The sequence below is a fragment of the Corynebacterium vitaeruminis genome, from assembly GCF_001054325.1.
Lineage (GTDB): Bacteria > Actinomycetota > Actinomycetes > Mycobacteriales > Mycobacteriaceae > Corynebacterium > Corynebacterium vitaeruminis_A.
The window spans coordinates 286,546-309,023 of record NZ_JVVM01000020.1 but is presented as its reverse complement, the minus strand read 5'-3'; the positions used below and the strand labels follow the sequence as shown (position 1 = coordinate 309,023).

The 22,478-nt window shown below is 58.6% G+C and carries 26 protein-coding genes; 15 read left to right on the top strand and 11 right to left on the bottom strand.

Annotated elements, in window-relative coordinates:
* Nucleotide 1: 1 nt before the first annotated feature.
* The 6 genes from ADA16_RS05635 to rpmB form a co-directional block, all read right to left on the bottom strand.
* The gene (locus ADA16_RS05635) at nucleotides 2-727 is read right to left on the bottom strand and encodes a TIGR03089 family protein (RefSeq protein WP_048759918.1); all 726 of its coding nucleotides are present in this window, start codon (nucleotides 725-727) and stop codon (nucleotides 2-4) included.
* Nucleotides 728-781: 54 nt separating this feature from the next.
* Nucleotides 782-1,717: an AEC family transporter gene (locus tag ADA16_RS05630; protein ID WP_048759917.1), complete on the bottom strand. Its 936-nt coding sequence runs from the start codon at nucleotides 1,715-1,717 to the stop codon at nucleotides 782-784.
* Between the two features lie 165 nt (nucleotides 1,718-1,882).
* A complete protein-coding gene (gene rpsR / locus ADA16_RS05625; RefSeq protein ID WP_005511410.1) occupies nucleotides 1,883-2,134 on the bottom strand; it encodes a 30S ribosomal protein S18 in 252 nt (83 codons plus the stop codon).
* Nucleotides 2,135-2,148: 14 nt separating this feature from the next.
* Nucleotides 2,149-2,454, bottom strand: coding sequence for a 30S ribosomal protein S14 (rpsN, locus tag ADA16_RS05620; protein WP_005511414.1), 306 nt, complete (start codon nucleotides 2,452-2,454; stop codon nucleotides 2,149-2,151).
* A 3-nt stretch (nucleotides 2,455-2,457) separates the two neighbouring features.
* Nucleotides 2,458-2,622: a 50S ribosomal protein L33 gene (gene rpmG, locus ADA16_RS05615; RefSeq protein WP_005511413.1), complete on the bottom strand. Its 165-nt coding sequence runs from the start codon at nucleotides 2,620-2,622 to the stop codon at nucleotides 2,458-2,460.
* A 2-nt stretch (nucleotides 2,623-2,624) separates the two neighbouring features.
* Entirely contained in the window at nucleotides 2,625-2,861 is a 237-nt protein-coding gene (rpmB, locus tag ADA16_RS05610) for a 50S ribosomal protein L28 (protein ID WP_016423274.1), read from the bottom strand.
* Between the two features lie 461 nt (nucleotides 2,862-3,322).
* Here rpmB and ADA16_RS05605 point away from each other — a divergent pair, with 461 nt between their 5' ends.
* From ADA16_RS05605 to ADA16_RS10970, 7 genes are all read left to right on the top strand, one after another.
* The gene (locus ADA16_RS05605) at nucleotides 3,323-3,589 is read left to right on the top strand and encodes a type B 50S ribosomal protein L31 (RefSeq protein ID WP_005511390.1); all 267 of its coding nucleotides are present in this window, start codon (nucleotides 3,323-3,325) and stop codon (nucleotides 3,587-3,589) included.
* A 21-nt stretch (nucleotides 3,590-3,610) separates the two neighbouring features.
* The gene (gene rpmF / locus ADA16_RS05600) at nucleotides 3,611-3,784 is read left to right on the top strand and encodes a 50S ribosomal protein L32 (RefSeq protein WP_005511439.1); all 174 of its coding nucleotides are present in this window, start codon (nucleotides 3,611-3,613) and stop codon (nucleotides 3,782-3,784) included.
* Between the two features lie 260 nt (nucleotides 3,785-4,044).
* Entirely contained in the window at nucleotides 4,045-4,737 is a 693-nt protein-coding gene (locus tag ADA16_RS05595) for a response regulator transcription factor (protein WP_048759914.1), read from the top strand.
* Nucleotides 4,737-6,353 (top strand): sensor histidine kinase, encoded by a 1,617-nt coding sequence (locus ADA16_RS05590; protein ID WP_239659363.1) that lies wholly within the window; start codon nucleotides 4,737-4,739, stop codon nucleotides 6,351-6,353. Before ADA16_RS05595 ends, ADA16_RS05590 begins: the two co-directional genes overlap by 1 nt.
* Nucleotides 6,354-6,557: 204 nt before the next feature.
* Nucleotides 6,558-7,877 (top strand): S1C family serine protease, encoded by a 1,320-nt coding sequence (locus tag ADA16_RS05585; RefSeq protein ID WP_048759912.1) that lies wholly within the window; start codon nucleotides 6,558-6,560, stop codon nucleotides 7,875-7,877.
* 95 nt (nucleotides 7,878-7,972) lie between these two features.
* A complete protein-coding gene (locus tag ADA16_RS05580; protein ID WP_048759910.1) occupies nucleotides 7,973-8,518 on the top strand; it encodes a MogA/MoaB family molybdenum cofactor biosynthesis protein in 546 nt (181 codons plus the stop codon).
* Between the two features lie 2 nt (nucleotides 8,519-8,520).
* The gene (locus ADA16_RS10970; protein WP_082150661.1) at nucleotides 8,521-8,739 is read left to right on the top strand and encodes a hypothetical protein; all 219 of its coding nucleotides are present in this window, start codon (nucleotides 8,521-8,523) and stop codon (nucleotides 8,737-8,739) included.
* Between the two features lie 60 nt (nucleotides 8,740-8,799).
* Here the strand turns inward: ADA16_RS10970 and mscL are convergent, their stop codons facing one another.
* From mscL to ADA16_RS05565, 3 genes are all read right to left on the bottom strand, one after another.
* Nucleotides 8,800-9,216, bottom strand: a complete 417-nt coding sequence (gene mscL / locus ADA16_RS05575; RefSeq protein ID WP_048759908.1) for a large-conductance mechanosensitive channel protein MscL — start codon at nucleotides 9,214-9,216, stop codon at nucleotides 8,800-8,802.
* A gap of 251 nt (nucleotides 9,217-9,467) precedes the next feature.
* The gene (locus ADA16_RS05570; protein ID WP_239659355.1) at nucleotides 9,468-9,929 is read right to left on the bottom strand and encodes an SAF domain-containing protein; all 462 of its coding nucleotides are present in this window, start codon (nucleotides 9,927-9,929) and stop codon (nucleotides 9,468-9,470) included.
* A 189-nt stretch (nucleotides 9,930-10,118) separates the two neighbouring features.
* Entirely contained in the window at nucleotides 10,119-10,790 is a 672-nt protein-coding gene (locus tag ADA16_RS05565) for a 5-formyltetrahydrofolate cyclo-ligase (RefSeq protein WP_048759904.1), read from the bottom strand.
* Nucleotides 10,791-10,922: 132 nt separating this feature from the next.
* Between ADA16_RS05565 and ADA16_RS05560 the strand changes: the two genes are divergently transcribed.
* From ADA16_RS05560 to ADA16_RS05535, 6 genes are all read left to right on the top strand, one after another.
* A complete protein-coding gene (locus tag ADA16_RS05560) occupies nucleotides 10,923-11,897 on the top strand; it encodes a UTP--glucose-1-phosphate uridylyltransferase (RefSeq protein WP_048759903.1) in 975 nt (324 codons plus the stop codon).
* Nucleotides 11,898-11,976: 79 nt separating this feature from the next.
* Nucleotides 11,977-13,248 carry a gephyrin-like molybdotransferase Glp gene (gene glp, locus ADA16_RS05555; RefSeq protein ID WP_048759902.1) on the top strand — a complete coding sequence of 424 codons (1,272 nt, stop codon included), beginning with the start codon at nucleotides 11,977-11,979 and terminating at the stop codon, nucleotides 13,246-13,248.
* A gap of 30 nt (nucleotides 13,249-13,278) precedes the next feature.
* Entirely contained in the window at nucleotides 13,279-13,911 is a 633-nt protein-coding gene (locus ADA16_RS05550) for a GNAT family N-acetyltransferase (RefSeq protein WP_048759900.1), read from the top strand.
* A gap of 172 nt (nucleotides 13,912-14,083) precedes the next feature.
* Nucleotides 14,084-15,322, top strand: a complete 1,239-nt coding sequence (gene glpR, locus ADA16_RS05545) for a gephyrin-like molybdotransferase receptor GlpR (RefSeq protein ID WP_048759899.1) — start codon at nucleotides 14,084-14,086, stop codon at nucleotides 15,320-15,322.
* A gap of 236 nt (nucleotides 15,323-15,558) precedes the next feature.
* Nucleotides 15,559-15,963, top strand: a complete 405-nt coding sequence (locus tag ADA16_RS05540) for a DoxX family protein (protein ID WP_048759978.1) — start codon at nucleotides 15,559-15,561, stop codon at nucleotides 15,961-15,963.
* Between the two features lie 67 nt (nucleotides 15,964-16,030).
* Nucleotides 16,031-16,816 carry a zf-HC2 domain-containing protein gene (locus ADA16_RS05535; RefSeq protein ID WP_048759896.1) on the top strand — a complete coding sequence of 262 codons (786 nt, stop codon included), beginning with the start codon at nucleotides 16,031-16,033 and terminating at the stop codon, nucleotides 16,814-16,816.
* Here ADA16_RS05535 and ADA16_RS05530 read toward each other — a convergent pair.
* Nucleotides 16,813-18,309, bottom strand: a complete 1,497-nt coding sequence (locus ADA16_RS05530) for a dolichyl-phosphate-mannose--protein mannosyltransferase (RefSeq protein ID WP_414629650.1) — start codon at nucleotides 18,307-18,309, stop codon at nucleotides 16,813-16,815. The genes ADA16_RS05535 and ADA16_RS05530 overlap by 4 nt on opposite strands.
* 142 nt (nucleotides 18,310-18,451) lie before the next feature.
* On the opposite strand from ADA16_RS05530, the gene rsmI reads away from it, so the two are divergent.
* The gene (gene rsmI / locus ADA16_RS05525; protein ID WP_414629649.1) at nucleotides 18,452-19,306 is read left to right on the top strand and encodes a 16S rRNA (cytidine(1402)-2'-O)-methyltransferase; all 855 of its coding nucleotides are present in this window, start codon (nucleotides 18,452-18,454) and stop codon (nucleotides 19,304-19,306) included.
* Nucleotides 19,307-19,466: 160 nt separating this feature from the next.
* Entirely contained in the window at nucleotides 19,467-21,197 is a 1,731-nt protein-coding gene (locus ADA16_RS05520; protein WP_048759891.1) for a BCCT family transporter, read from the top strand.
* Here ADA16_RS05520 and ADA16_RS05515 read toward each other — a convergent pair.
* Nucleotides 21,194-22,459: an aminodeoxychorismate synthase component I gene (locus ADA16_RS05515; protein ID WP_048759889.1), complete on the bottom strand. Its 1,266-nt coding sequence runs from the start codon at nucleotides 22,457-22,459 to the stop codon at nucleotides 21,194-21,196. The two genes, ADA16_RS05520 and ADA16_RS05515, sit on opposite strands and share 4 nt — an antisense overlap.
* Nucleotides 22,460-22,478: the final 19 nt, after the last annotated feature.

The following is a 22,478-nucleotide window of genomic DNA, read 5'->3' as shown; positions in this document are numbered from 1 at the left end:
ATTAAATCACTCGGGCTTTCTCAGCCGTGGAAATAGCAGCGACACGCTCGCTATCGCCCCCGCGCACGACGACGGCAGCACCTCCACAAACCCAAGCCGACAGCACGTTACGTGCCCATTTGTCAGCGCTGACCTGCGAAGAATCGGAATCCAGCCAGCCCTCGGAGACAATGCGGGAGCCGGGTGTAAGCTGTACCTCTTCGGCGTAGTCGCCAGCTGATGAAAGCAGTTCAGTAGCAGACTTCTCCCCAATAACGGGGGTTTGGTCGGAGTCTGGGCCTGCGCCTAGATACGCGTCTGGGTGGAAACGAACTTCCGGACCAAAGTCAATGACTCCCGGTGGAATATCATCACCGCATTCCACGACACCGCGGCCAAAGGAATCGTCGGTAAGCACGGCGATATAGGCGTCCGGGAACTTCTCTTCCCATGAACCGACGTTAGCGGTAGTGGTGAAAACAACCAGCGGCTCTTCATCGCTAACGGTGACGCCAGCGCGCTCACAGCCGAGGATGATGCAGGCGGACTGCCAAATCAGCGGCAGGTCAATCCACGCCTGATCTCCAGCGACAAGGTCGAACTCATCGTGCAGCATGTTGGCGATCTTGCTGGCCCAGTTGTCCAGAGTTTGGGCCGACAAATCGGTACGACCGCCGGTAGTTTCGTCATAACAGGTCAAACGAGGCACGGACGGATCGGCCTCGAGAAGTGTCTTCAGAATCTCCACGCTTCCAAGGGTAACGAGAATTGCGCGATGCCGTCGGCGTGAAGGACTAGCCACCTAACTCAACAGCAGGGTGAACATCAGGACCGTCGGCAAGCAGGCGATTGTTGTAATCACGCCACAATCGCGCGCCTGCTCAAGGTTCCGGCCGAAGCGGGAGGCGAAAGTGTAGACGTTCTGGGCTGTCGGCAGACCAGCGATAACCACAGCTGCCAGCAGCGCATGCCCGTTGAGTCCGAATAGGAAATGGCCGAACAGCAGGGCGAGCGCGGGGTGGAGGAAGAGCTTCAGAGTAGACGCCACCACGACAGCACGACGAGGAGAGCGGCCAGCTTCCATAAACGGCATGCCATGCAGGCTAATACCGAAGGCCAAGAGCGCCATTGGTACAGCTGCTTGACCTAGCAGCCCAACTGGGTGCGTTACGAACTGTGGTACTTCAATTGCGAAGGCATTAATCGCAAGCCCCACCATCGCCGCCAAAAAGATAGGGTTCTTCAGCGGAGCCATGATGACAGTGCGTGGTCGGAAGTGTCCTCGATTGGTGAGGATTTCCAGCACCGTCATGGAAGCCGGCGCATAGAAGGCAATTTGAAAGATAAGGGCCGGGACGACTGCGGTAGCGTCGTGAAGCACCGCGACCGCGATGGGCACGCCGAGATTAGCGACATTGTTGTAGCTCGACGACATCGCGCCGACCACAGCATCGGCGCCGCGCTGTTTGAGCATGGGCGCCACAACGATTCGGTAGAATGCCGCCGTGGTCAGCGCAGAAAGCGCCGCAACACCAAACGCCGGACCGAAGATGTTCGCAGAATCTGCCGTTGCGAGCGTGTGCGCGAGCATGCACGGCATCGCAATCCAGAACACGACCATGTTCAGGGTGAAAGATGCCCGCTTATCGACGATCTCACTGCGGCCAAACAACCAACCAACAATGATCAGTACTGCGACGGAACCAAAGCCGGTGAAAATTTCGGTGAGAGCGGGCATAAATGCATATTTTAGACAATAAAAAACGGGCCCAATCCAATCCCCTCGGTGGGGAAGGACTGAGTCCGTTTTACGCTGTTATCGCATGTATCGTCATGCGGCCAGCGCGTAAATAAGGCCTTTCGGCGGGTATTCGAATGATCGGCTCCCGCCGACCAGCCATCTTTAGCGGCTGGTGAACGGCAGGAGTGCCATCTCGCGGGCGTTCTTCACAGCGGTAGCGACCTGGCGCTGCTGCTGCGGAGTCAGACCGGTGACGCGGCGGGAACGAATCTTGCCACGGTCAGAGATGAACTGGCGGAGCAGGTTAATGTCCTTGTAATCAACCTTCTCAACGCCTGCGGCCTTGAGCGGGTTCTTCTTCGGGCGGCGGGACTGCTCCATCCGCGCCTTCTTGTTAGAGTGATTGCGCTTCATTGGTGCTCCTCGACTTACCAGCTGGACTTACGGACGCCCGGGAGTTCGCCACGGTGGGCCATCTCACGAACGCGGACACGGGACAGACCGAACTTGCGGAGGTAGCCACGCGGGCGACCATCTGCAGCGTCACGGTTGCGAACGCGAATCGGGGACGCGTCACGCGGCTGACGGTTCAGCTCGTACTGTGCGTCCATGCGCTCTTCGTCAGTGGAGTGCGGGGACTTGATGATGCGCTTCAGTTCAGCGCGACGTTCTGCATAACGAGCGACGATTTCCTTGCGCTGCTCGTTCTTGGCAATCTTGGACTTCTTAGCCATGAATTAGCGCTCCTCGCGGAATTCGACGTGCTTGCGGACAACCGGATCGTACTTCTTAATGGTGATACGGTCCGGGGTATTGCGCTTGTTCTTACGGGTCACGTAGGTGTAACCGGTGCCCGCAGTGGACTTCAACTTAATGATTGGACGAATGTCATTACGTGCCATTTTTAGATCTTCTCCCCACGTGCACGAATCTGAGCAACAACAGCCTCGATACCGTACTTGTCGATGGTCTTCAGACCCTTCGGGGACACATTCAGAGTGATGTGACGCCCCTCAGAGGCGAGGTAGAACTTCTTACGCTGCACGTTGGGGTTCCAACGGCGCGAAGTGCGCCGGTGGGAGTGGGACACGGTCTTGCCGAAAGACGGCTTGCGTCCCGTAACCTGGCAAATCGCCGACATAGGGATTCCTTTGCTTCCTTGCCGCCCAATGCCGACATCATTGGTGCGCCACGCCGGAATGATTGAAGTGCCGAGGATTCCACCTGGCCTTTTCCGGGGCGCTGCCCGCTGACACTCGACGCTGGGCGCGTAAACGAATAACTAGACAACAGCGAGAGAACAGTTTACACACGACTTGCGTGATAACCTAATCGCTGTTCCACTGCGGTTTTCTCATCGTGGTTCTTCTGCGTCGTCATGAAGTTCGTGCTTGACGACGGCCGTTGCTACAAGTCGGTAGAGTTTTTATTTTTCGGGCCCGAGCCTGTAACATTCCATCGAGTGTCACATGCCGGTTTATAGAGATATTGACCTGGTGCGTGTCATTGTAAGTCGTATTCGTACCCAACTCAGGCACGATTCATCCGCAGTCAGCTGGGTGAAAGCGACCTGAAGTTCAATCCTGAGGGAAACGAGAATTAATGAAGAAGGACATCCATCCTGACTACCACCCGGTGGTCTTCAAGGACGCAGGCACGGGTCACTCTTTCCTTACCCGTTCCACCGCCACCTCCGACCGCACTGTCGAGTGGGAAGACGGTAACGAGTACCCGCTGATCGTCGTTGACGTCACCAGCGAGTCGCACCCGTTCTGGACCGGTGCTCAGCGTGTCATGGACACCGCTGGTCGCGTCGAGAAGTTCCAGCGTCGTTACGGTAACCGCATTCGCCGCGCGAAGAAGAACTAAGAATAGGAGGGGAATAAGAAAATGGCAGTACCAAAGCGTCGCATGTCGCGTGCTAACACCCGCGCTCGCCGTTCCCAGTGGAAGAGCAACAACGTCGCTCTCCAGGAAGTCAAGGTCAACGGCCGCGTCTACAACGTTCCTCGTCGCATCGCCAAGGCTGTTCAGCTCGGCCTGGTTGACGTCGAAAAGTTCTAACGCGCATCTTTTAGGATGCTGACAATGTTCCTCGCTGAACCACAGAGCGCCTCGAGCGCCCAGAGTGCGTTCAGTGCGTAAGGAACAGTTGATAGAGAGCTTTTAAACCTCACCCCATCGCCTGTACTCGGCGATGGGGTGAGGTTTTTGAGTTCTATGCCCCGGTTTGAGTTCTATGGCCAGGTTTTATGGGAGCTCTCTCACGAAGAATCTGTGTCACATTTACACTCGCCTTATATTTTCAAGGCACAATGGGCAGTATGAAGATTTTGGTAGTTGATGACGATCAAGCGGTACGCGAAGCGCTGCGGCGATCGTTGACTTTTAATGGCTACACGGTCGAGCTCGCCGAGGACGGTGCAGAGGCCTTGGAAAAGATTGCCAAGGACCGTCCGGATTTGGCCATTTTGGATGTCATGATGCCGAAGCTCGATGGCCTCGATGTTTGTCGTCGGCTGCGCAGCGAGGGCGATGATCTACCGGTCATGATGTTGACTGCGCGTGATTCGGTCTCCGAGCGCGTAGCCGGGCTTGATGCCGGCGCGGATGACTACCTGCCCAAGCCTTTCGCATTGGAAGAGCTGCTCGCTCGCGTGCGCTCACTTTTGCGTCGTTCCGCGCTGGAGGTACCGGCGGTGGAAGATGCCGCAACACTGCAGTTTGAGGATCTCTCCTTGGACCCGGAAACTCGTGAGGTCTTCCGCGGCGAACGTCGCATTAGTCTCACTCGTACAGAGTTTGCGCTGCTGGAACTGTTGATGAGCAACCCGCGTCGTGTGCTCTCCCGTACCGCTATTTTGGAGGATGTCTGGGGCTATGACTTCCCGACGTCCGGCAATGCGCTTGAGGTCTACATTGGCTACCTGCGTCGTAAGACAGAGGCCGAGGGAGAGCCGCGTCTGATTCACACCGTTCGTGGTGTCGGTTATGTGATGCGGGAGACCGCACCGTGATGTTGCGCCGTCGTCGTTCGACCGGCGGTGGCGTGCAATCAAATCAGCGTTCTGCTGCGGAGGCCACTCCGGGGCAAGGCACCGTCGGAAAGCAAGAAAAGTCTGCGAATGCTGAGACGATGGCAGGAGAGGCGCTCGCCGACCTGCCACGGAGTTCGCGTATCCCTTCGCTGCGTTGGCGGCTGACCATTTTGACGGCGCTTATTGTGGCGATGTCAGTAGGTCTGATGACGTTGGCTGCGTTTTTTACTGTGCAGGCAACGCTATATCGCGAGGTGGATAATAATCTTCGTAACCAGGCAGAAAAGCTACTGATGTCACCGTACGCATCGGAGTTTGCCATTGGGCCTTCCTTCGAGGCGGACTCAAACAGGATTCTGAACCCCGATTTGGACGCGGTGTACTTTGCTCACGGCAGCGTGGCGGGCAAGGGCGGTGGTTCAATCTCGATTGGCGGCCCCGAACTGGCGGTGTTACGAGGGAATCGGCAGGAATCGATTCGCACCGATGAGTACAACGGCCGCCGTGTGTATGCTGTTCGCGCCGAAGACGGTGCAACGCTGATTCTGTCTCAGGACTTAAGCTCGACGCAGTCGGTCCTGAAAGCGCTCGGCGCGGTGCTGCTGAGTATCTCGGCAATTGGAATCCTCTTCGCAATCGGCTCAGGTATTACCGTGGCAACGACGGGTCTGCGTCCGGTCACTCGTCTGAGAATTGCCGCGGAGCGAGTAACGGAGACCGATGAACTGCGCCCAATCCCCGTGGAGGGCGACGATGAGCTCGCGCGTTTTACACGCAGTTTCAACGAGATGCTGGCTGCACTTCAAGCATCGCGCATTAAGCAGGCTGAGTTGGTTGCTGATGCTGGTCATGAGTTGAAGACTCCGTTGACGTCGTTACGCACGAATATTGAGCTGCTGATGATGGCCTCCCGTTCGGGAGCGGCGATCTCGGATGAGGATCGCGCGGATCTGGAGGCGGATGTCATCGCACAGCTGGAAGAGCTGTCGACGTTGGTCGGCGACCTCGTTGACCTGGCGCGTGAAGATGGCCCGCAACAGGTTATTGAGCATGTTGACGTCGATGAGGTTATTTCTACGTCGCTGGCGCGTGTTGAACGTCGTCGTCCGGATATCACTTTCGACGTGCAGACGGCTCCGTGGTACGTCTACGGTGACCCGGCGGGACTTGGTCGCGCAATTTTGAACCTGATGGACAACGCCGCGAAGTGGTCGCCGGAAAACGGCACCGTACGGGTTCGTCTAAAGCCACTCAGTGAGGTAGTCGCTGAATTCACGGTGGCGGATTCGGGGCCGGGAATCCCGAAGGAAGATCGAGAAAAGGTCTTTGAGCGTTTCTACCGTTCCATTCAGTCACGATCGATGCCGGGATCCGGTCTGGGGTTGGCCATTGTGAAGTCGGTTATTGTCCGCCACGGTGGAACGATTACTGCCGATGAGTCCGATGATGGCGGTGCCTTGATGAGGGTGACGCTGCCGGGCAGTCCGTACAACGGCAAGGGCGAAGGTTCCGATTCCGTGGAAACGAGTGCGAACGATGGCAGTGACCTCGGACAAAACGGAAGCAACTCTGCTGCTTCGGACGGTTCGCACTAGCATTTTTGAAGCATCGCTCGGAGAACCGGCGCGAAGGCCTCGCTAGGAACGCATAGTCCCACGTCAACACTGGTGTAATCCCCGCAGTACACGGTCTTTTAAGGCAGCGTGTGGCGGGGAATCGGTGTTTCATTGGGTGAATTATCGGCGAGACCGCAGACTGTTCTCAGCCAATTGTTAGACAGACAGTGCAAGGTATTACGTATGAGCAACTCTTTCAACGATTCCTCGCGGGGAGATGGGCGGGGCCATTACTCGCCGCAATCTCACAACTTCAGCGGGAACCGTGCCATCGGGGATGCTGGTCAAACGAACCAGTTTTCCGCCAATGATCACGGTTGGGAGGATTCCCACTACAACAGCATCCCGCCTCAGCCGAACGGCGCATACGGAGGCGGATCGGAGTGGGAAGTTGCAGCCGGAAAGCAAAAGACCAAGGGCTCTCAGGGCGCTAAGGGGATGGGGGCGCTGGCAGTTGCTGCACTGATGCTGTGCTCGGCCGGTATTGGCGGTGGCGTCGGCGCATGGGTGGTTCACAGCTCGCAGCCGTCAGTCCCCGCGGACAACGCGCTGGATAAGCCTGCGGAAACCCGCCAGGTAGCAGCAGCTGAGGGGTCAGTGGAGAAGGTCGCACAGAAGGTCCTTCCCAGTGTCGTCTCCATCACCACTGCCTCGGAGCGGGGTATGGCTTCGGGGTCAGGTTCCATTCTGTCGTCTGACGGCCTGGTGCTGACGAATAATCACGTTGTCGCAGGTGCGGGCCCGGACGCACATATGGAAGTCCTGCTTTCCGACGGCACGACGCACCCGGCCACCCTGGTTGCAGGGGACGCAGCCACTGATATTGCCGTTATTCGAATTGAAGGTGTCAACGGGCTGCGCCCAATTTCGCTGGGCAATTCCTCGCAGGTTCAGGTTGGCCAGGAAGTGGTGGCCGTCGGTTCGCCACTGGGACTGACCTCCACTGTCACGCAGGGCATTGTCTCCGCAAAGAACCGCCCGGTCACTGCTGCTGGTGAGGATGGTCAGTCCTCGGTCATTGATGCGATTCAGACCGATGCAGCGATTAATCCGGGTAACTCCGGTGGAGCGCTAGTGGATATGGAAGGCAACCTCATCGGTGTGCCCAGTGTGATCGCCTCTAACAGTGAGGGCTCGGAGCAGGCGGGAAGTATTGGCCTTGGTTTCGCAATTCCGGTTAATCAGGCTCGTCGGATAGCGGAAGATTTGATTGATTCCGGCAAGGCGCGGATGCCTGTCATTGGTGCCCAGATTGATTCGCGTCCGATTGCCCGTGGTGCGCTGGTGCGAGAGGTAACACCGGGCGGTCCAGCCGATAAAGCGGGGCTGAAAGACGGTGACCTGATTACCAAGGTTGATGACCGCACACTTGACAACGGCGTTGCGCTAATTGCGGCCATTCGGTCGCATCGAATCGGGGATTCTGTCACACTTACAGTTACAGATGAGCGAGGCGGCAACGAGCGAACGGTCGATGTCACCCTGGCAGAAGGCCAGGATTGATTGGCAGCGTGGTGGAGTATTCCCTCACCATCTGTGGAAGAGTTTTCGAGTGAAACTTCGAGTGAATAGCTGTGGCAGAAAGCGAGATAGAGCAGATGAGTGAAACCGTGAGCACTGAGCCCAGTGACGTTAACCTCGCTGAGATGGAGCGTTTAATCAATGATGACGGCCAGGTCCGAAATGCGTTTGTTGTTCTAGTGGGCGATCATTTCGAGAATCCGGATGATGCGGCTTCGCTCATGGTTGAGCTGTTGGAAGAAGACGGCTACTCGGTCGATGCGGTGGTCAGCACGGGCGCAGTGAAGCGTGAAATTCGGAAGGCTCTTGATACTGCCGTCGTTGGTGGCGCGGATTTGGTTGTCACGCTTGGCGGTGTTGGTGTTGGCCCCCGTGCGAAGACGCCGGATGCCACCCGCAAGGTTCTCGATGTTCGACTGCAGGGCATCGAGCAGGCTATTCGTAACTCCGGTATGGGAGCTGGAGCCTTGGATGCGGGGCTGTCCCGCGGTTTGGCTGGTGTGTCCGGCCAGACGGTAATTATCAACCTCGCGGAGTCTCGCGCTGCAGTGCGCGATGGCATGGCCACCATTCTTCCGCTGGTCTCTCATGTGCTTGAGGACCTCTGCCGCTGGAGCGTCTAGGAATGGGCGACGCTAAGCAGCCCGATCAGCCCGAGCAAGCTGCTCCGCACAGTGGCCGCCGTAGGCAGCGTCGTCGCGCAGGCGCACCGGCGAAAAACTTTGTCCAGTCACGCAGCGTGAAAACTGCGCGCACAGTGCGCTATCACGATGAATCACCCGAAGATGCTCGTGATTTTGATGCGGACTACTGGACAAAACAGCGCCCACCCCATTGGGGATGAGCGCTGTGTAAAAGGCGTTAGTTAGCTTCTTGTCAGAAGCCCGCAGCTAGCAGCTAGAGGCTAGTTCAGTCCCGATGACGGCTTGCTGTTCTGCTCTGCCAGCAGGTCACGAATCTCAGTCAGCAGGTCAGCCTCGGTGACCTCCGGCTCAGCGGAGGTTTCCAGACGAGCTTCACGCATCTCGTTGAACTTGTTCATCGGAGCAACGATGATGAAGTAGACGACGGCTGCGACCAACAGGAAGTTGATTACTGCGGTGATGACAGCTGCGAAGTCAAGGTAGGTCGACGGGTTGCCGCTGATGATTTCGAAGCCAAGGCCAGTGACCTCAGCGCCGCCGATGGCGTTCAGCAGCGGCTCGAGCAGGCTGTCGGTGAAAGCAGTGACGATTGCGGTGAACGCAGCACCGATGACAACACCGACCGCCAGGTCGATGACGTTGCCGCGCATGATGAACTCTTTAAAGCCCTTAAGCATAGGAAATTTCCTTCTGTAGAAACGGAACAAACCAAACGAGACCTGTGAGTCATCGCGTTGCTCAGTGCAGGCCCATACGATTTGAGAAACGGAGCAGTGCGTTGTTTGGCAGTGCCACTCTTCTCAGCTCTAATCGTAGTTTTGAATTGCCTGACCATTGTAGCCTCACGCGGAGTTGTAGGACAAGTCAACTTTCTATGAAAAGCGCTGTTCAGGGCCATAAAATTTTATAACTAGTGAGATTTTGGTCACTATCCCGCGAGTAACAGTGTGAGCGGGGATGCCAGCGATGTCGCCGCCACCACCTCCGCAGCGCCGGTGGGCAGTGCAACCAAAACCACCTCATCGTCGACGATGTTGACCACTCTCGCCCCGTGTGCAAGCGGTGCCGCCATCCCGCGCTCATCCGCGGTCGACACAATATCCACGCTGTCACCAGTGCGAAGAGCAGACACAATGCCCGTATCAGCCAAGGTGATGGCAATAATTTTGCTTTCCGACGATCCGGACAGCGACCTGGCAAGCGAAGGGCCGACCATTCGCTGATCTGTAAGTATCTCTCCCGGTGACATGCCTGTGGCCAGAGTGCGCCCCTGTGCAGAAGTAATGTCTGTTACGGCGCCGCTGGGAACGAGGTCCCGTGGAATGTCCTTGATAGTCACATCTTGCTCCGCAATCGATGCGCCAGCGGCAATGGACTTGGCGCTGATCACTACCCGAACGTGGCCACTGCGGGGTGTTAATGACTCCACCGCAGCCAGCCCGACTGCGCACAGGAAAACAGTGAGTGCAACGGTGCGCCGAATAGTTGTGGGGCGGGGCTTTCGGAATCGAAGTGAAAACCGGGACGAATTTTTTGGACTCATATTAAGTTAGGCGCGAAAAACCCGCAATTGGTTCCATTAAATCTGCGAAACCCTAGTCGGCGTAATCACATAATCGGCGGGAACGTCGTGGTCATCGTAGGCAAGACCCGTGCGCAACTCGGTGTCGAAAACCGCAACAGCGATGGCAGCTCTCGCCCTGTTCGCATCACCGTCACGACGGGCAAAAGCCAAGCTGCGATCGTAATATCCAGCGCCTCGTCCTAACCGCATCCCGGTTGCAGGGTCGGCCGCAACTGCAGGAAGAATGATCACGTCGGCGGCACCCAGCTCAGCTGGGCCAGCGGCGCTTTCCGCAGAAACCGGTTCCAAGAGGCCAAATCGCCCCACGTGGAAGCTGCCATTGTAGTAACCCCAGTGCAGCGGCTGTGGCGGACCGGGCGGGCAGACGGGAAGCAGAATTCGTGCTCCGGGAACCGCGTTGGCGAGAGCCTCCACAAAGCCCTGGCCGGGCTCACCATCAGTCGAACTGGAAACGCTCGCGCCTGGCTCGTCACCAGCGGGGACATAGGCGGCAATGACGGGATTCGTCAGGTCGCCGACGGTGGTGGACACCCATTTTTGCAACCGCTGTACGAGGGCTTCGTCGTCAAGCATGCGTTCATGCTGTTTCTTGGCGGCGCGGGCGACGAGTACCTCGCGCCGGGTCTGGGCTTTGAGGTCGGACGTGGTTTCGGGAAGCGGAGCCATACCTGTAAACCTACTCTGCCAGGTGTGGGAGCGGACTCGGTCGTTGCGCCGTGAGAAAATTTCTGATTAATGCGCTGAAAAAGAGGGGTCAGCCTCCGAGCAAATGGAAGTTATATAGGTATCGTTGCCTTTATGGTCTCATCGTCTAAAGAGTCTGGTTCGGACATGACTACTCCGGTTCGAACTGTCATCGTTCCCGCCGCGGGCATGGGTACGCGATTCTTGCCTGCTACCAAGACAGTGCCGAAAGAATTGCTGCCCGTGGTTGACACGCCGGGCATCGAGATGATTGCTGAAGAGGCCGCCGCCAGTGGTGCGCAACGCCTGGCTATTGTCACGGCACCGAGTAAGGATGGGGTGCTCGGGCATTTCGACCCACGCCCGGATCTTGAGCAGACGCTCGCCGAGCGTGGCAAGGACAAAATTGCAGCGAAAGTACGCCGCGCCACCGAGGTCATTCGTGTGGAGTCCGTGGTCCAGGATCGACCGCTGGGCCTGGGGCATGCAGTGCTGGTCGCAGAGCCGCTGCTCGCAGACGATGAGGACAGCGTTGCTGTCATGCTTCCCGACGATCTTGTGCTCCCAGTGGGCGTGATGGATCGCATGACGGAAGTGCGCGAGCGCTTCGGTGGCTCGGTGCTGTGTGCGTTGGAAATTCCACACGAAGAGGTCTACAACTACGGTGTTTTCGATATTGAGGACGCCACCCCGGCGGAGTCGGGTGAGCTCGGTGAAAACGCAGCCGACGCTGATGATTGGGACGATGTGAAGCGTGTCAAGGGCATGGTGGAAAAGCCAGATCCCGCCGATGCTCCGTCGAACTTCGTCGCAGTCGGGCGATACCTGCTGGATCGCGCCATCTTCGATGCACTGCGCCGTATTCCGCGCGGTAAGGGTGGTGAATACCAGCTCACCGATGCGATTGAGCTGCTGATTCAGGAAGGGCATCCGGTCCATGTGGTTGTCCACAAGGGTTTCCGTCATGACCTGGGAAATCCTGGTGGCTTCATTCGCGCTTGCGTAGACTTTGGACTCAGGCATCCGGACTACGGCGAGGGGCTGCGCGACTACATGCAGCAGCGACTGGCACAGGATGAACAGGCTTAAAGTCTTTATATAAGGGCCTGTACTGAAAAGCTGAATAGCAATGAAGCGCACCGCGGGTTGGTGCCGAGGAAGGTAAATCATGCGTTCTGTGGAAGAACAGTTGGCGGCAATCACCGCGCACGCTGTGATGCCTGATCCTGTGCGCGTTGCTATTTCGGAGTCCCTCGGCATGCTGTGCGCTGAAGATGTCATTGCTGAGCAGCCGTTGCCGGGATTCGTGCAGTCCGCCATCGATGGTTATGCGGTACGCGCTGTCGATATCATCGGCGAATCGGGTTCTTTGCATCCGGATGCGCGTCAGAGTGATGTCGACTTTCGTGAGGTCGAGCTGCCCGTCGTCGGTGAGGTGACGGCCGGTTCGCATCACCCGATGCGCCTACAGCCGAAGCAGGCCGTGCGTGTTCAAACCGGCGCGCCGCTGCCATCGCTTGCCGACGCCGTTGTGCCCCTAAACTGGACCGATCGCGGTGGCCGCCGAGTTAATGTTCTCCATCCGGTCTACTCCGGTGACTTTGTGCGCAAGGTCGGCGATGATGTGCAGCCGGGTGACGTGGCGGTGTCCTTGGACTCGGTAATTTCGCCGTCCCAGGTTGGATTGCTGGCAGCGGTGGGGCGTTCGAAGGTTCTGGTGCACCCCAAGCCGCGTATGTCCGTGATTTCCATTGGTAATGAGTTGGTCGATGTCGACCGCACCCCGGGGCTCGGCCAGGTCTACGATGTCAACTCCTACGCGCTGGCAGCAGCTGGCCGCGATGCTGGAGCTGAGGTACACCGAGTGGGGATTGCCACCGGTGAACCCCGTCGCATTCGGGAAATCATCGAAGGCCAGCTCATTCGCAGTGAACTCCTGGTCATTACGGGGGCAGTCGGCGGTGCCGCGGGAGAGCAGATCCGCCGTGTTCTGGCTGAACTGGGCGAGGTTGATGTTTCCCGCATCGCTATGCATCCTGGCTCGGTCCAGGGCTTTGGTGTGCTGGGAGATGACAAAATCCCAACGTTTCTCCTGCCATCGAATCCGGTCGGTGCATTAGTCGTTTTTGAGGTGATGGTTCGTCCGCTCATTCGCCTGGCGCTGGGTAAGCGCAACCCGCGCCGCCGCGCCGTAACCGCACGCGCTATCGGTCCGATTGAGTCGGCGGAAAAGCGCCGCGGGTACGTCCGTGGCCAGCTTATGCGTGACCGTGAGACCGGCGAGTACATGGTGCAACCGCTGGGAGGCTCCGGCGGTGCGCAAGCACACCTTTTGGCCGGTATGTCGGAAGCTAACAGCCTGATCGTGATCCCGGAAGACGTACTTCACGTGCGTCCGGGAGATGTCGTTGACGTGCTGTTCATGGCGCGCCAGGCTTAACCTCAGCTCACCACCGCGAGTTTTGTTGCCGTGCGTACTTCTCGTCTAGTCACCAGTGGTGGCCGAGTCCGCCTGCGTGCGCCAGAGCGCTCTGATGCCCCTGCATGGCGGGCAATGCGGCTGCGCGACGAGCTCATTTTGCGGCCCGTGGAGCCAACCCTCGAGGACGATTGGGATAGCGCTCACAGGGTATCTGTCTTCCGTCGTAACCTGCGCAGTTGGCGTCGTTCAGAAGCTGCGGGAGACATGATTGTCTCCACTATTGAGGTAGACGGCCAGTTCGCTGGCATGCTCACACTCGGCGGTATTACACCTTTCCCCGTTGGTCACGCCTGGGTTGGCTACTGGGTCGGCAGCGACTTTACATGTGGGGGAGTTGCCACTGCAGCAGTGGCGTTGGCATCTGACTATGCCAAGAAAATTGGGGTCCACCGAATTGAAGCAACCGTGTTGGACAGCAATGTCCCGTCGATACGCGTGCTGGAAAACTGTGGGTTCGAGCACGAGGGCGTGGCGCGGGAAGCCTTCCATATGGATGGCGCGTGGCGCGATCATCTGACCTATGCCCGCGTGGGCGAGGACAGCGCGGTGGATCTGATCGTGGCGAGTGGTCGCGCGCAATATGAAGAGGCGGAGAAATATCCACCGCAGCGGCGCGCCTGAGTAGTCTGAGTAACGCACGCCGATAGGGTTATGACAACTCTACTATTGGGCGAGTTCGCTCTAGATACGCTTCTGCCTTCGTAAAAGCCTCTGTGGAAGGGCATGGGGGTGGCGTATTTGGGCCGGGGAGAGACGGCGAAACCCCGGGCGAAGTCGCAAGGAGACGCAAAATATGTCAACTTCACTGTTGCTGATACTCATCGTTGTACTGTGGCTGTTTGTGCTGGCCCCGCTGGTGGTCAATACGCGCAAGCCGATTCGTCGTACCTCCGATGCGCTGGGCAAGACTCGGGTGCTGCATCGCGGTGGCGAGGAGCTGGCCACGACGCGTCGTCGTCCGTCTTTCAAGAAGTCGGACGTGCGCGTGACTGAAGAGGTCGACGACTCTCTCGAAACCGTCGACGCGCAGGTCGACGATGACTTCGATGTCAGCGACGTGCTTATCGACGACACCGTGGACGAGGCGGCCGACCCGGCCGTCGTTGACGGCGATATCGTCTACGAGTTGGAAGCAGCAGATGCGGAGGATGAGACTCCGCAGGTGGATGATTTCGCGAACGAGGAAACCGCTGCTGAGCCCGTTGACCACTCTGACATGGACGTCTCCGATGACGAGGATGCTGAATCTGATTCCGTCGCCGCCTCCGCCGAGGGTGATGCTGTTCGTGCCGATGAGTCCACTTCTGATGTGAGCATGGACGTTCGCCGTCAATTCGTCGACGCCGATGACCTGATGTTCGAAGATGCCGTTGAGACTGACGCTGAAGCTGATTCTGGTGCTGAGGTTGACACCGAGGACGCTGATGCAGAAGCCGAGTCGGAGGCTGCAGAGACAGCTGACATCGAGGACGAGCAGGCAGAACTCGACGAGACCGTCGAGAACGCCAGCGATTACACTGCCGAGTCCAGCGATGACTCAGTCGCTGTTGATGACACCCTGACCGAAGATGATTACGCATTTGCTGAAAAGCGCCGTGGCCGTGGTGGGTTCGACCCGATTTCAGATGCCCACTACGCGGAGACTCGCTTTGCGCGCCGTCGCCGCTCAGTTGCTGGCCTGGCCGCGTTCATCGCAGTTACGGTTATTATCGCCGTTTTCGTCGGTGGCTGGACCTGGTGGATTCCACTTATTGGCGTCGGCCTGATGACTCTCTACCTGGTCAATCTGCGTCGCACCGTGCGTGCCGAGCAGGAACTGCGCGCCCGTCGGATTCGCCGTATGAAGATGGCCCGCCTGGGTGTGCGTAACCGCGAGGATGACGAGCTGGGTATCCCACAGCGTTTGCGCCGTCCGGGTGCCGTAGTGGTTGAACTTGATGATGAGGATCCAGATTTCGCTGATTTGGCCTACACCGATTACAGCTTTGACGACGACGATTACGACGAAATACCGCAGGCTCGCGTGAGCTAGTCCAGTGAGCTCAGCCGTAGAACAACCTTAAAGTTATCTGAGCACGTCAGCGCGATTTTTTGTTAGAAACTCGGCCTGTTACGATGTCACTACCTAAGACATGACACACCGGGTGTGTTTGGCGGAAGGCTTCTCCCGAGGGGTTGGGAGAAGCCTTTTTGCGTGTTAAAGCCACTACTCGGTTGCCGCCGTAGTGCTACCGCGTTTTGGCTGTGGCGTCGGGTAGCATGTCCCTCATGGATCGACCGGTAATGCGCGATATCGCGCTCGTGATTCTCCGCCTAATGCTCGGAATTATCTTCATCTGCCACGGCTGGGACAAAATCTTTATCACCGGTATCGACAAGACAACCGGTTACTTTGTCGCTGCCAATATCCCACAGGCGCATCTGACAGTGTGGGTTGTCGCCCTGGTAGAGCTAGTCGGTGGCGCATTGCTGATTCTGGGGCTGTTGGCCCCGACGGTGGCGATGATTTTCATTATTGAGATGATTGGTGCCTGGTGGTCGATGCACCTGGGCAATGGCCTGTTTATTCGCGACAATGGCGCGGAGTTTGTGATGTCACTTATCGGCGGCTTGGTGATGATTTTCGTCTTCGGAGCCGGTCGTTTCAGTTTGGACAGGCAGTTCATCAGATAAGGCCTCATTAGGTAAAGACCTCAGTAGGTACAACCCCCTTAAGAGTTAAAGGCGGTGGAGATTCCCCGTGGAGTGCGAGGAAATTCGCGCAGCATTGTCAGCTCGCCTCGATGGCGAGCCGGCAAGTATTGCCGATGAAGTCATCGATGCCCATCTTGGGGCCTGCGAGGACTGCCGAACTTGGTATGAGCGGGCGGTGCGGCTGAACCGCGCCCTTACAGTTGGTCCTGTCGATGGCATGCCGGAGATTTCCACGGATGATCTCTCGGAGCGCATTTTGGTCTCCATCGAACCCGAGCGTCGCCGGCGCGAGCGCGCATGGCTGCTCATGGCCGGCACCGCACGCGGCGTGCTCATTGCACTAGGCATTTGCTGGGCTGTCTGGGGTATCGTGACACTGGTCGACGCCTCCGGCATGATGACTCTTGGAATTTCCCCGACGGAGCCACAGGACGGCGCAGGACTGGCGACGGGAACGGAGCGGGCGCCTGTCGACGGTTCCACTGCCACCGTTGACCCGATGGAGCTCGGAGCGCGGCTGGCTATCCAACTCGCGGCAATTCGGCTCGCATTGGCAGTGGGCTTGTTCTGGGCTGCTTGGCGGCCACGCGCCGCCATGGGCATGGCGCCGGTCTACGGTGCCATCGCCACGTTCAGCATTGGGTTCGGTGTCCGTGACATTTTCATCGGTGCCCAGGGAGTATCGGAGATCGCAGGCCTGGCCCTGATGTTTGTTTCCGCTCTGACACTGGCAGTTGTCTGGCTGGGCGGCTATACGCCGACGGCAATCGCACAGGCATGGCGCGCGGCCTCGGGGTTGCCGGTCACTGGCGTGCCACCGCAGCGGGACTAGCTCCAGGACGGCAACCAGAACCGCCAATCAAAGTGGTTCAGGGGCAGCGGGTAGCCGGTCATAATCGGCAGCCAGAACACAAACGCGGCCACCACTATTGCGGCGTGCATGCCAACGATTACCAATCCCACTGGCTTATCGCGGGGCTGCCAGCGTGAGAGATCGTCGGCAAGCAGAGCAAAGGCGATGAGCACGAATGGAATCAGCGCGGTGGCGTAGAAGAAGTACATCTGGCGGTCGTAACCGATGACCCACGGCAGCCACGAGGCGAGGAAACCGATGACTGGTAGCGCGTAGCGACCATCGCGACGACCCAGCCAGCGCCACGTGGCCCATAGCACCACGGGAACCAGTAACCACCAGATGGGCGGGGTGCCAAAGAGCATCAGCCAGCCCTTGCACTCCTGGCCACCACTGCAGGTGGTTTCGGTGGAGTAGTAGAGCATTGGGCGCCAGCTGACCAGCCACTCCCAGGGCTTGGATTCCCAAGGGTGTTTGTGCCCATTGGAGGTGGTCAGCTCGGCATGGAACTTCAGCACGCTGTTCTGGTAATGCAGGTAATTCTGCACGGCCTCGGGAAGCCAGCCGGTGCCGGGGAGTCCCGTATCGCGCTCTTCGGGCGCGATATGGCGGTAGACCGACGTTTCTTCGGCAAACCAAGAGCGCCAGCTTAAGAAGTAAACGCCCAGTGGAACCACCACGAGATCACGCAGCGCCGGGGCGGTATCGCGGACGAGCGCGCCGAACACGGGCTTGCGCGCACCGGCATTCTTGCGTGACACCAAATCCGTGAAGACCGACCACAGACCGAATGCCGCAATGTAATACAGGCCAGACCACTTCACCCCGGTGGCCAGACCCAGCATGATGCCGGCGAGCAGCCGCCACCACCGATAGCTGAGGTAGGGCCCGAAACTGCCAAGCCCCGTAGCGGATTCCAGGCGCTTGCGGGCATCGGCCTGGTCAATGAGAAGTGCCCACGCGGCCGCAACGATGAAGAAGGTCTGAATCATATCCAGCATGCCGACCCGGGAGGAGACAAATAGCACTCCGTCGGCAAGCGCGTAGAGACCAACAATGCCCACAGCCAACCGTGAGCCGCGGGAGATGCGCCGGACGATATCCATCAGCAGCAGAATGACCAGGGTGCCGCACACCGCCGACATGAACCGCCAGCCCATTGGTGAGTACCCGAAGATCCACTCGCCAAAGGCGATGACCTGTTTGGCCACTGGCGGATGCACGATGAGACCGTAGCCGGGATTGTCCTCGATGCCGGATGAGATGGGATCGCGCGTGGACTCTAGAATCTGCCATGCCTGCGGCACATAGTGCTTTTCATCGAAGAGCGGGGTGCCGTTATCGGTCCTGGAAGCAAGTCCGATAAAACGTGTTAGAGCCGCAGCGATTCCGAGAACCACAAAAGTGGCGGTATCCCATTTATCCCATCGGCGCAGTGGTGGCAGCGGGGGAACCGGGGGAATCGGGCGCAGGAAACGCTTTCTCGCGCGGCGCTCGGATTCCGGTGGTGGGGTTAGAACGGCATCGGTCACGAGTGTCAGTTTAAGCTATGGAATCATGACGCATTCGGCATCGAACTTCCAACCGCACGAGAACGAGCCCCTTGGCGAGGCAATGACGCTGGCTCCCGGCATCACTTTGGTGGCAACGCCGCTGGGCAACATCGCCGATGCCTCCGACCGCTTACGCGGTGCGCTTATCGACGCCGATATCATCGCCGCGGAAGACACCAGGCGGGCACGTAACCTAGCCACGGCACTGGGCATTTCCCCCAAGGGGAAGTTCATCTCGAACTTCGACCACAACGAAGAAGGCCGCACTGCGTCCCTCATTCAGGCGGCGAAGGCGGGACAGAAGGTCATTGTGGTGACCGACGCGGGTATGCCGGTGGTCTCTGATCCGGGCCTGGCAGTGGTAGCGGCTGCACATGATGCGGGCGTGCCCGTGTCCTGCGTACCGGGGCCGAGTGCCGTGACTACAGCGTTGGCTCTCAGCGGGTTGGGCGTCGGCCACTTCTGCTTCGATGGCTTTGCACCGCGTAAGCAGGGGGCGCGCCGGGCATGGCTGGAATCACTGAAGACAGAGAAGCGGGCTTGCTGCTTCTTTGAGTCCCCGCATCGACTGGCGGTGACACTGGCGGATGCCGCGGAAATTTTGGGGGATCAGCGGCGTGCGTCGGTAAGCCGTGAGCTGACCAAGCGTTTTGAAGAGACTCGCCGTGCGACGCTGGGGGAGTTGGCGGCGTGGGCAGAGGAAGGTGTTCGCGGCGAGATTACGGTGGTAATCGAAGGTGCCGCCCAGCAGGCAACGGAGGTGTCCACAGAGGATCTGGTTGACCGTGTAGAGGAACTTGTGACCGATGGCATGCGACTGAAGGATGCCGCGAAGCAGGCTGCAGCAGAGGCGGGAATGACGAAGCATCGAGATCTCTACCAGGCGGTTTTAGCAGCTCGGAACGAAAATCGTTAACTGATTGTTACTTTGTGGCGGAAAATTCCTCGGCACGCGACGGTGAACAGGGGAAACGTCGTTATTGGGAGTTTTGTAATTCGGGCGGGAAATGAGGAAAACCTGAGAGAATCCACATTTTAAGTTGAAATCCCAGGTCAATGGTGGACATGGTGGAGGAATGACGAATCCACCAGAGCATGAAAAACAACAAGAAGTAGGGGAGTCCGTCGGCCGCGAAGCCAACACCGACGACACTCGAGAATCTCAGGCATCCGAAAAAGTTAAAGAGAAGAGCTTGGCCGACGATTCTCACGCTCCCGTGAACCTCGGGGTTACCATCCCCGCCGTTGTCGCAATTCTGGCAATCATCGTCTGGGGCCTGGCGTGGCCGGATAGTTTCTCTGCGTTTGCATCTAGCTCTCTGAACTGGGTCGTGGAGAACATCGGCTGGCTGTTTATCTTGGCCAGTACCGTCTTTGTCTTCTTCATTGTGTCCATCGCGATTTCCAAGTTCGGTCACATCCGCTTGGGCAAGGACAACGAGAAACCAGAGTTTTCCACACCTAGCTGGATTGCGATGATGTTCGCCGCCGGTATGGGTATCGGTCTGATGTTCTACGGCGTCGCTGAGCCGCTGACCTTCTATCGCGATGGCGTGCCGGGCCACCAGCCGAAGGAAGTCGGCACCGCCATGGCTTCGACGATGTTCCACTGGACTCTGCACCCGTGGTCGCTCTACGCCATCGTCGGTCTCGCTATCGCGTACTCGACCTACCGCCTCGGCCGAAAGCAGCTGATTTCGGCGGCGTTCATCCCGCTCATCGGCGCACGTCGCGCTGAGGGATGGTTGGGCAAGCTTATCGACGCGCTTGCGATTTTTGCCACCGTCTTCGGTACGGCAGCTTCTCTCGGTGTTGGCGTACTTCAGATTTCCGCCGGTTTGGAAATCAACGGGTTCAACGCCATCACGGGCGCACCTTTGTGGATTGGTCTTATTCTCGTTCTGGGCTGTGCCTTCTTGGTCTCTGCACTGTCGGGCGTGGGCAAGGGCATCCAGTACATCTCGAACTTCAACATGGTTGCCGCAGGTCTGCTGGCTCTGCTGGTGTTGGTCCTCGGCCCTACCGTGGTGATTCTGAACCTGATTCCGACCTCTATTGGCAGCTACCTGGATTCCTTCTTTGAGATGGCCTCCCGCTCCAGTGCTTCCGCTGACGGCACCGCCGGTGAATGGCTCTCTTCCTGGACAATTTTCTACTGGGCCTGGTGGATCTCATGGTCGCCGTTCGTCGGTATGTTTATCGCCCGCATTTCGCGCGGCCGTACCATTCGTGAGTTCGTCTTCACCGTCGTCGCAGTTCCGTCGATTGTCTCTGCCGTGTGGTTCTCCATCTTCGGCGGTACTGCCATCACTCACGAGCAGCAGGGTGCCTCCATCTATGGTGACGGTTCGGCTGAGAGCCAGCTGTTCAATCTGTTGGAATCCTTGCCGGGTGGCGCAATTACCTCGGCTATTGCAATGATTCTGCTGGCTACCTTCTTCATTACCTCGGCGGACTCCGCCTCCACGGTGATGGGTACCATGAGCCAGTTCGGTCGACTCACAGCATCGCGCACTGTCACTGCTATGTGGGGTATCTTCACCGCTCTGATTGCCATCGTTCTACTGGTCACTGGTGGCAGCGATGCGCTGTCGAATCTACAGAACATCACCATTTTGGCGGCTAGCCCATTCGTCATTGTTATCCTTGCGCTGATGGTGTCGCTGGTTAAGGGGCTTTCCGACGATCCGATGTACCTCGATGACAAGGAACAGCGTCAGTTTGCTCTGCGCATGGCTCGCGAGCGCCGCTTGGCGGAAGCAGCCGAGCAGCGCGAGCGCCGTCGTGCTCGTAAATTACGCAACTAGCTCTCCAACAACAGCGGTGCGGCCTTGGCCTCAATCTCGGCCCATTCGCCTTCGGGCGTGGACCCGATGGTGATGCCACCGCCGATGCCAGCTTCGACCCGAACTCTCCCCGAGTTCGGGTCTTTTGCGTACTCAGCGGTACGAATGGCGACATTGAGCTCCAGAGCATCGCCGTGGGACGCACCGATCGCGCCGCAGTGAGCACCACGTGGTTCGGGTTCCCACTCGCGCAGCAGCTCAATTGCGCGCAGTTTTGGTGTGCCGGTGACAGAGGCCGGTGGGAAACAGGCAGCGATCAGCTCAGCGTGGCTGAGCTGATCGGGAAGTTCCGCGGAGACCGTGGAAAAGAGGTGCCACACTCCCGGTGCCGGGCGCACGCTGAGTAGGTCGGTGACCTTCACGGTGCCGGTCTTGGCCACCTGACCGAGGTCGTGGCGCACGAGGTCGACAATCATGATGTTCTCGGCGATGTCCTTGTCGCTACGCAATAGCTCATCCGGGGAGTGGTCAGCGGGAATCGTGCCTTTGATAGGCGTTTCCGTCACGGTCGCGCCCGAGCGGATGAGGAACTCCTCGGGACTCAGGGAGGCCAGAATGGGAATTCCAGCATCGAGGTTGCCGGGCAAGAAGGCTGCCCGAGCCGGCCGATACCGCGCCACACGGGAGGAAAACCACGCGCCGGCGTGGGCTAGTGCAGCGTTGTCCACATCGACGTCCGGGTCCAACTCCGCATTCAGCTCCGCGTGAAAACGCGTGGAAATGCAGGTTTGATACACCTCGCCTGCGGCAATTGCCTCCTTGCAGCTCTCCACCGCGAGCTGATGACGTACTCGGTCGCCCTGATCCCACTCCAGAGGTGAGGCCGCGGAGAGCGCGTCGTCACGCGCATTTTCATTTGAGTAGGTAATGGCCTCCTGGAGGGCTTGGAAATCCGGATTCAGCGGGTCACCGGTGCCGGGGCCGTCAAAGTGCCACGAGCCGTCGTCGGCAAGCAGCGCGACGCAGGCAGCGGCCCCGTGTGCGCTGGTGCCGGAGTAGGGGCGGAACCCAAAGATCCACGAATCGGGGGCGGAACTGGAGAAAAGCTCTGCAGGTTTGCAGGCGCTGAGCTCGACGTTGGCGGCGAGAACTGCGCGATAACCGAACCAGGAGCCGATGAGTGCGGCGGGACGATGACCGGCAGCGATGAGACGTGCCAGCGCTGAGGTTGCGCGCGAGGTGAGGTCAGCAGCCGAGCCGGAGGAGGTAGACCGAGTGGACATAGGACATAAGCGTAGTGAC

Bases quoted from the DNA above. Each gene is read 5' to 3' on its own strand.
- ADA16_RS05630 (WP_048759917.1), bottom strand. From the start codon at position 1,717: ATGCCCGCTCTCACCGAAATTTTCACCGGCTTTGGTTCCGTCGCAGTA.
- rpsR (WP_005511410.1), bottom strand. From the start codon at position 2,134: ATGAAGCGCAATCACTCTAACAAGAAGGCGCGGATGGAGCAGTCCCGC.
- rpsN (WP_005511414.1), bottom strand. From the start codon at position 2,454: ATGGCTAAGAAGTCCAAGATTGCCAAGAACGAGCAGCGCAAGGAAATC.
- rpmG (WP_005511413.1), bottom strand. From the start codon at position 2,622: ATGGCACGTAATGACATTCGTCCAATCATTAAGTTGAAGTCCACTGCG.
- rpmB (WP_016423274.1), bottom strand. From the start codon at position 2,861: ATGTCGGCGATTTGCCAGGTTACGGGACGCAAGCCGTCTTTCGGCAAG.
- ADA16_RS05605 (WP_005511390.1), top strand. From the start codon at position 3,323: ATGAAGAAGGACATCCATCCTGACTACCACCCGGTGGTCTTCAAGGAC.
- rpmF (WP_005511439.1), top strand. From the start codon at position 3,611: ATGGCAGTACCAAAGCGTCGCATGTCGCGTGCTAACACCCGCGCTCGC.
- ADA16_RS05595 (WP_048759914.1), top strand. From the start codon at position 4,045: ATGAAGATTTTGGTAGTTGATGACGATCAAGCGGTACGCGAAGCGCTG.
- ADA16_RS05590 (WP_239659363.1), top strand. From the start codon at position 4,737: ATGTTGCGCCGTCGTCGTTCGACCGGCGGTGGCGTGCAATCAAATCAG.
- ADA16_RS05585 (WP_048759912.1), top strand. From the start codon at position 6,558: ATGAGCAACTCTTTCAACGATTCCTCGCGGGGAGATGGGCGGGGCCAT.
- ADA16_RS05580 (WP_048759910.1), top strand. From the start codon at position 7,973: ATGAGTGAAACCGTGAGCACTGAGCCCAGTGACGTTAACCTCGCTGAG.
- ADA16_RS10970 (WP_082150661.1), top strand. From the start codon at position 8,521: ATGGGCGACGCTAAGCAGCCCGATCAGCCCGAGCAAGCTGCTCCGCAC.
- mscL (WP_048759908.1), bottom strand. From the start codon at position 9,216: ATGCTTAAGGGCTTTAAAGAGTTCATCATGCGCGGCAACGTCATCGAC.
- ADA16_RS05565 (WP_048759904.1), bottom strand. From the start codon at position 10,790: ATGGCTCCGCTTCCCGAAACCACGTCCGACCTCAAAGCCCAGACCCGG.
- ADA16_RS05560 (WP_048759903.1), top strand. From the start codon at position 10,923: ATGGTCTCATCGTCTAAAGAGTCTGGTTCGGACATGACTACTCCGGTT.
- glp (WP_048759902.1), top strand. From the start codon at position 11,977: ATGCGTTCTGTGGAAGAACAGTTGGCGGCAATCACCGCGCACGCTGTG.
- glpR (WP_048759899.1), top strand. From the start codon at position 14,084: ATGTCAACTTCACTGTTGCTGATACTCATCGTTGTACTGTGGCTGTTT.
- ADA16_RS05540 (WP_048759978.1), top strand. From the start codon at position 15,559: ATGGATCGACCGGTAATGCGCGATATCGCGCTCGTGATTCTCCGCCTA.
- rsmI (WP_414629649.1), top strand. From the start codon at position 18,452: ATGACGCTGGCTCCCGGCATCACTTTGGTGGCAACGCCGCTGGGCAAC.
- ADA16_RS05520 (WP_048759891.1), top strand. From the start codon at position 19,467: ATGACGAATCCACCAGAGCATGAAAAACAACAAGAAGTAGGGGAGTCC.
- ADA16_RS05515 (WP_048759889.1), bottom strand. From the start codon at position 22,459: ATGTCCACTCGGTCTACCTCCTCCGGCTCGGCTGCTGACCTCACCTCG.